The organism is Psychromonas hadalis ATCC BAA-638, assembly GCF_000420245.1.
Classification (GTDB): domain Bacteria; phylum Pseudomonadota; class Gammaproteobacteria; order Enterobacterales; family Psychromonadaceae; genus Psychromonas; species Psychromonas hadalis.
The window spans coordinates 23,615-30,528 of the sequence record NZ_ATUO01000026.1; the positions used below are offsets into that span (position 1 = coordinate 23,615).

At 40.8% G+C, this 6,914-nt stretch carries 6 protein-coding genes; 4 read left to right on the forward strand and 2 right to left on the reverse strand.

The features are described 5' to 3' along the window. Position 1 precedes the first annotated feature (1 nt). On the forward strand, positions 2–1,072 hold the full coding sequence (gene oleD / locus G322_RS0105230; protein WP_022940756.1) for a 2-alkyl-3-oxoalkanoate reductase: 1,071 nt from the start codon (positions 2–4) through the stop codon (positions 1,070–1,072). Here oleD and G322_RS0105235 read toward each other — a convergent pair. Continuing rightward, positions 1,062–1,952, reverse strand: a complete 891-nt coding sequence (locus tag G322_RS0105235; RefSeq protein WP_022940757.1) for a patatin-like phospholipase family protein — start codon at positions 1,950–1,952, stop codon at positions 1,062–1,064. The genes oleD and G322_RS0105235 overlap by 11 nt on opposite strands. Beyond that, positions 1,945–2,451, reverse strand: coding sequence for a M48 metallopeptidase family protein (locus G322_RS0105240; RefSeq protein WP_022940758.1), 507 nt, complete (start codon positions 2,449–2,451; stop codon positions 1,945–1,947). The genes G322_RS0105235 and G322_RS0105240 overlap by 8 nt, the downstream gene beginning before the upstream one ends. Positions 2,452–2,508: 57 nt before the next feature. Here G322_RS0105240 and G322_RS0105245 point away from each other — a divergent pair, with 57 nt between their 5' ends. The 3 genes from G322_RS0105245 to G322_RS0105260 all read left to right on the forward strand — a co-directional run bounded on the left by G322_RS0105245 (position 2,509) and on the right by G322_RS0105260 (position 6,528). After that, a complete protein-coding gene (locus G322_RS0105245; protein WP_022940759.1) occupies positions 2,509–2,859 on the forward strand; it encodes a RidA family protein in 351 nt (116 codons plus the stop codon). Between the two features lie 304 nt (positions 2,860–3,163). Then, positions 3,164–4,747, forward strand: a complete 1,584-nt coding sequence (locus tag G322_RS0105255) for a protein adenylyltransferase SelO (RefSeq protein WP_022940761.1) — start codon at positions 3,164–3,166, stop codon at positions 4,745–4,747. A 101-nt stretch (positions 4,748–4,848) separates the two neighbouring features. Then, positions 4,849–6,528 (forward strand): flagellar assembly protein A, encoded by a 1,680-nt coding sequence (locus tag G322_RS0105260; protein ID WP_022940762.1) that lies wholly within the window; start codon positions 4,849–4,851, stop codon positions 6,526–6,528. Positions 6,529–6,914: the final 386 nt, after the last annotated feature.

Here is a 6,914-nt window from a genome sequence, read left to right on the forward strand (position 1 = left end):
GATGACCGACCATCAAATACCTGTTTTCACTGCATTAGCGCCACAACAACAAGCGGTTTTAAGTAAACTAAAAACCACTGTAAAACAGGTTTTTGTCACTGGCGCAGGCGGGTTCTTGGGCAAAGCACTATGCCAGTTTTTACGCAGTGCCAATATTAATGTGGTTGGATTCGCACGTGGTGATTATCCAGATTTAACCGCAATGGGTGTCACCATGATAAAGGGAGATATCAGTGATAAACAATCTCTTTTTAACGCGATGAAGGGTTGTGATATGGTTTTCCATGTCGCCTCAAAAGCAGGTATTTGGGGGAATAAACAGAGTTATTTCAAACCTAATGTCGAGGGTACAGAAAATATCATCAATGCCTGTAAAGCACACAATATTCCCCGTTTAATCTATACCAGCACACCCAGTGTTACCTTTGCGGGCTGTGATGAAAATGGCATTGATGAATCAAGCCCCTATGCACAGACTTTTTTAAATTTTTATGGTTTATCAAAAGCGCTTGCAGAGCAAAATATATTAAACAGTAACAGTGAATCGTTAAAAACCGTTGCTCTGCGTCCGCACCTTATTTGGGGGCCGGGTGATCGCCATCTCGTACCACGTGTGCTGGAACGCGCGAAAGTAGGCAGACTAAAATTAGTCGGTAAAACCGATAAATTGGTGGATACTATCTATATTGATAACGCCGTTTACGCACACTTACTGGCGGCTGTTGAGTTAACTCAAGATAAGCCCAAGTGTGCAGGAAAAGCCTATTTCCTCAGTAATGATGAGCCCATTCTAATGGCTGAGATGCTTAATAAAATTCTTGCTTGTCAAAACCTACCAGCTGTTACAAAACGCGTACCCGCTCCCCTCGCTTATGCCGTTGGCACACTGCTTGAGTGGATCTATTTAGCACTGCGCAAACAGGATGAACCGATCATGACCCGTTTTGTTGCCAAACAGCTCTCTACCAGTCATTATTTTAATATTAGTGCAGCTAAAAATGACCTCGGCTATTCTGCCCTGATTAATATTGAGCAAGGTATGAGACGGCTAAAGTGTTCGCTCAATCTGTAAAAATAGTGATCTGTTTTTGTGCACTATTATAGCCTAATTGAATCATCTCAGTTGCACGATCAAATTCCAACGTACCACAAGCATTACGTGCAATTTCAATGACCACATCAGCAGGGTAAGCGGCGAGTTTCTGCCGCGCGATGGTACTTTGCATCGCATCAAAAGCTTGGTTAGCAATATCGTAAGCTCCCCAATCTTGGCTAGTACGCACTTTATCTTCACTGCTTAAGTTACTGATAAAGTTTTTTATTTTATGCTGGATACCATGGTTGTTACTGGTGTTTTTTGTCTTAATAATTAGCGGTTTATGCTTTATCAGTGCGCCACCTAAATTCACTGCAATGGTCAGATCAGTATCATCACTAAAAGTAGGCGCTATCGGTACGGGATTTAAAACACCCCCATCAATGAGCAACACACCATTACGATGTACAGGCGTAAAAAACAGTGGTAACGAAATAGAGGCGCGAATAGCATCAAACAGTGAGCCACTGTTTATCCAAACCTCTTTTTCATTTTCAATATCGGCGGCCACCGCGGTATAGTTCAGGGGAAGATCTTCAATCAATTGATCACCCAATAAAGTGACCAAGGTATTAATTATTTTATCTCCCTGCACTAAACCATTCGTTTTCCATGCTAAATCAAGCAGTGAAAATATCTCAAACTTATCAATTTCACAGATCCAACTTTCAAATTCTGCTAACTTACCCGCCGCATAAACACCGCCAATCAGCGCACCAATAGAGCATCCTGATATAGACTTTATTTGATAACCATTTTCCACCATCCACTTAATAATACCAATGTGTGCAAGCCCTCGCGCACCACCACTACCCAGCACCAATGAAACTGTTTTTTTATTCTTTTTCTTATTCATAGAGGTTTCCATTTAATTCATTGTTAATTAAAAATAGACGTGTATCTAACTCTAACTGGTGATAATCCGGCAACATGTAACAGCACAATTTATAGAATGCTTTGTTATGATCTTTTTCCTTCAAATGCGCAAGCTCATGCACCACAATCATGTCTAACATCGGCAGAGGGGCTTTCTTAAACAATGTTGCAATGCGGATTTCCTGCTTCGCTTTAAGCTTATTGCCTTGTACGCGAGACACATAGCTGTGTGTCCCTAATGCATGTTTAACCAGCTGCAACTTTGCATCATAATTCACTTTACTGATCACAGAAGATTGTTTTATATAGCGTTTTTTATAATTTTGAACATAATCATAAAGTGCTTTTTCACTGATAATATCGTGCCGTGCGGGGTAACGATTGAGTAAATACGCGGTTAACTTTTCAGTCTCAATTAATTTCTTAACCTGCTCTTTTATCTGAGTAGGATAATGATTGATCGTTTGTAATATTTTCATTATTATCTGTTCAATTCAAATTGGGTATCTTACCCACTTTTCTACCTAGGAATCAACATGATCCAACGTTTACAAAGCAAAGCGCGCATGAGTCGCATCGTCAAACACAACGGTACTATTTATCTGTGCGGACAAGTCTGCAGCGACGCAACAAAAGATATCACTGAGCAAACACAAACGATGCTTGATAAAGTAGATGAACTGTTGATTGAAGCGGGTAGCTCACGTGAATCGGTACTTTCTGCAACTATCTATGTTAAATGTATGAGTCAGCATTTCAGTGCCATGAATGCAGTATGGGATGCATGGGTGCCAGAGGGTTTCGCACCTGCACGCGCCTGTGTTGAAGCAAGCATGGCACGTGAAGCACTACTGGTTGAAATTTCAGTGATTGCGGCAGAAAAATAACAGCTCAAAATACGGCATAACATAACCACGAAGTCGCTACGCGACACAGAGATCACGAAGAAGAAATTAAGTTTAATCTTTATAACTTCCTATTTTTCGTGCCTTCGTGGTTAATTTTTTTGAACTTCCTTAACGCCTCGTACCTTTGTATTAATTATTTTTTGAACTTACTTACTCCTCGTGCTTTTGTCGTTGATTATTTTTTAGCTTAAAAACCTGCTTACATGGACATTTATCTAACCATGTACAACTAGCTAATACCTGAGTAAAACAGTAAACTACTTCAATTTTCTCAGGTATTCTCATGTCATTTAGCCACCTTGAATTTAGCAACCGCTTAATCTCACAATTGCCCGCAGATAGTGAAACAGACAATGTATGTCGTTCTGTTGAAAATGCCGTTTTTTCATGGGTTAGCCCAACATCTACATCACAGCCTAGTTTGATAAATCTCAATCAAACACTGGCCGATACCTTAGGTTTTTCAGCAGCAGAGAGTGCCTCAGAGCAGTTTACTAACTTAATGACAGGTAATGCGCTACTTGATGGTATGAAACCCTATGCACTCTGTTATGGCGGACATCAATTTGGGCAATGGGCAGGGCAACTTGGCGATGGGCGCGCCATTAACCTTGCAGAGATAAACACAGCACAATTAGGTTACCAAACACTGCAACTCAAAGGCGCAGGTAAAACCCCCTACTCACGCAGAGCGGATGGCCTTGCAGTATTACGCTCCTCTATCCGTGAATATCTCTGTTCTGAAGCGATGTTTAATTTAGGTATTCCAACTACACGCGCACTGAGTTTGTGTTTAACTGGCGATCAGGTAATACGTGACAAAATGTATGATGGCAATGCACAGCTTGAACCTTGCGCCATCGTTTGTCGTGTGTCTCCCTCTTTTTTACGCTTCGGATCAATTCAGTTACCCGCCTCACGAGGTGATGAAAAATTAGTAAAACAGTTGGTTGAGTTCAGCATCAATAATGATTATCCACACTTAAAACCCAAAAATAAAAATTTTACGGTAGAGACTTACTTGAACTGGTTCCGCGCCGTTTGTGACAACACCTCTACGATGATTGTGCACTGGATGCGTGTTGGTTTTGTCCATGGTGTCATGAACACCGATAATATGTCACTGATTGGCGAGACCATCGATTATGGCCCTTATGGTTGGATTGATGACTTTGATCTCGGCTGGACACCCAATACCACAGACGAAGGCCAAAAACGTTATCGTTTTGGCGCACAATTTCAAGTCAGCCAATGGAACCTATTTCAACTTGCCAATGCGATATTTCCCTTAATCAATGAAGTTGAGCCCCTGCAAGCTACCATGAGTGATTATGCCATCCATTATGATAAAAAATGGCAACAGATGATGGCCAGTAAACTGGGTTTTAAAGAGTACCAAGGGATAAGCGATGTGCATATTTTCCAAACATTAGAGACGTTACTTGCAGAGGTTGAAACCGATATGACCCTTTTTTATCGTTTGCTTGCAACCTACCAAAAAGACAGTGATGCACTTAACCATTTTAATAGCTGTTATTACCAAAAAGAGCAATTAACAACGCGCTATCAACAAAGCCTTACAGATTGGTTACAACGCTACCAAGCACGCCTTAGCTTTGATGGTTTAAGTGCCGTTGAGCGCCAAAAAAGCATGAACCAAGTGAACCCAAAATATGTACTGCGTAATTATTTAGCACAGCAAGCGATAGAGCGCGCTGAGCAAGGAGACTATAGCGAAATAGAAAAGCTAAAAACACTCTTTACAAAACCCTATGATGAACAACCCGAACTGAGTGTTTATGCCCAAAAACGTCCTGATTGGGCGCGAGATAAAGTCGGTTGTTCAATGCTTTCGTGCAGTTCGTAGCAAAATTACAACAAGCAGGTTAATAACCGACCTTTTAACCTGCAAAGAAACGCTTTTCTAGCTACTATTTAAAGATGATGACTATCTTAAAGTAGATCTGTATGAAAATGAAGCAAGCCCTCACCCCAAATTTATTACGCTTATCGGCCGATAAAAAACAGTTACTGCTGTTGATAACCCCAGTGCAAGATGAAGTGTGCGTAAAAAGTTTAACCCGCCTTTTCCAAAAATCTGATCATACAAATCTCAAATTAAACCTTGAAGGCGTCAATGAAGCGGTGCAAAGTTTTACCCGTTTAGAAACTGAAAAAGAGCGTGGTAGCGAGCTCGAGTCTGTTGCCATTGCAGACCGCTTACATGCGCAGTTAGTCATCAACTTTGATCCACTGTTAATGGTTGCAAAAGCGGTTGTAACCAGTGCTTACGGCGGTTTACCAATCACCCTTGAGCAACTTAAATCTGAAATGGATGCGTTAGATATAAAACAGGGGGTGATTGAAAAGACACTGTTATTATTAATCGATAAATCTAAAAATGCCAAACCGGGGAGTAGCTTTCAAGCCACCATCGCCAAAGGCACACAACCGACACATGGCACAGATGCCACCTTTAAACGCCTTGTCAAAACCCCCAAAGAGCGTCTTTTAAAACCAAAGAAAAATGAAGATGGCAGTGTTGATATGCGTAATCTTGGGCAACTTATCACTGTTAAACCAAACGCTAAACTGATGCAAAAAATCCCCTACACAGAAGGCACAGATGGCATCACGGTAACAGGTGACATTATTGCACATACTTCAGGCAAAGATTTTAGTTTTGAAGTAGGAGAAAACACCAAAATTTCTGAGCAAGATGAAAATCTACTTATTTCCACTCTCGCAGGCATTCCTAAAGTGCTTAACAATGGCATGAAGGTTGATGATGTTTTACTCATCAATAATGTTGATGTGGGTTACGGCCATGTTGAATATGAGGGCAGTATCATTATTGAGGGCGATGTCTGTGATGGTATGAATGTCAAAGCCACAGGTGATATCACCATCTCAGGATTTGTAGAATCGGCTCATCTCGAATGTGGAGGAGACCTGATTGTGGGCAAAGGTATTATCGGCCATAAAGTGGAGGAAGACAGTGACCATTATTCTTGTGAGATAAACAGCAAAGGCAGTGTTAGCGCTAGCTTTAGCCAATATTCAAAAATAGAAGCAGGAACAGAAGTCACCATTAAAAGACAACTTTTACATTGTAAAGTCAACTGTCAAGGTGATATCAACGTCATGGATGAAGCCGGTATGAAAGGCACCATTCTGGGTGGTTCACTCAGCACAAAAGGGGGAGTAAATGCTGTCTCTATAGGCGCAAATGCGGGTTCCAAAACCCAGATTGATTTGGTCGGTGACTATCCACAATTGATGAAAAGTAAGAAACAGATCAACCATACCATTCAAAGCGAGCAAAATAAGTTACAGAATCTCATCGACGCACAACGTAAAATCGATATTCTGCCTAATTCCGAGAAAAAACAGAGTTTAGATGCACGTTTAATGCTCACTAAAGAAGAGGTAAAAAAACATATCACCGAACTAAAAACCGACCTTGATGATAACAAAGGCGATCTACAAAGTTACTTTGAACATGCAAAAGTAGTTACTCAAAAAGAGATGTTTAACGATGTGTTCATCAACATTGGCAAAGACAAATTCCGCTCTAACCGTAGTTACGGCCCCACTAAAGTGAGTGTTAGAGATTACAAACTACTCGCAGAGCCTTATAAAAAATAGCGTCATGGTAGGCTTTAGCGCTTGGACGGTCAGTTCAGTCTTATGAGCGGGTAAACGTTACGAACCCTTTTTTAGTCCTGCCTTTAACGAAGGATCGGCTTCAAAATTACTTGCGCTTTTGTTTTCAAAATAACCCGTCATTTCAGGCTTTTTGAAAACAATTTAGCGCAAGTTATTGTGTAACGATTCTTAAGGCGTTGCTGATGCACTGACTCATGTACACAAGTTTTTAAAGTAGCACTTGGACGTAAGACTTTAGTCCTGCTTAGTTACTAAGGCGCAACTGAAGTAACACATCCTATTTGCCTTTTATACTTGTGTGCAAGAGCCGGAGTTTTAGCTTCGCGGTTTCTTCAATTGTTTAGCGATAAATCTCAACTGTTTAA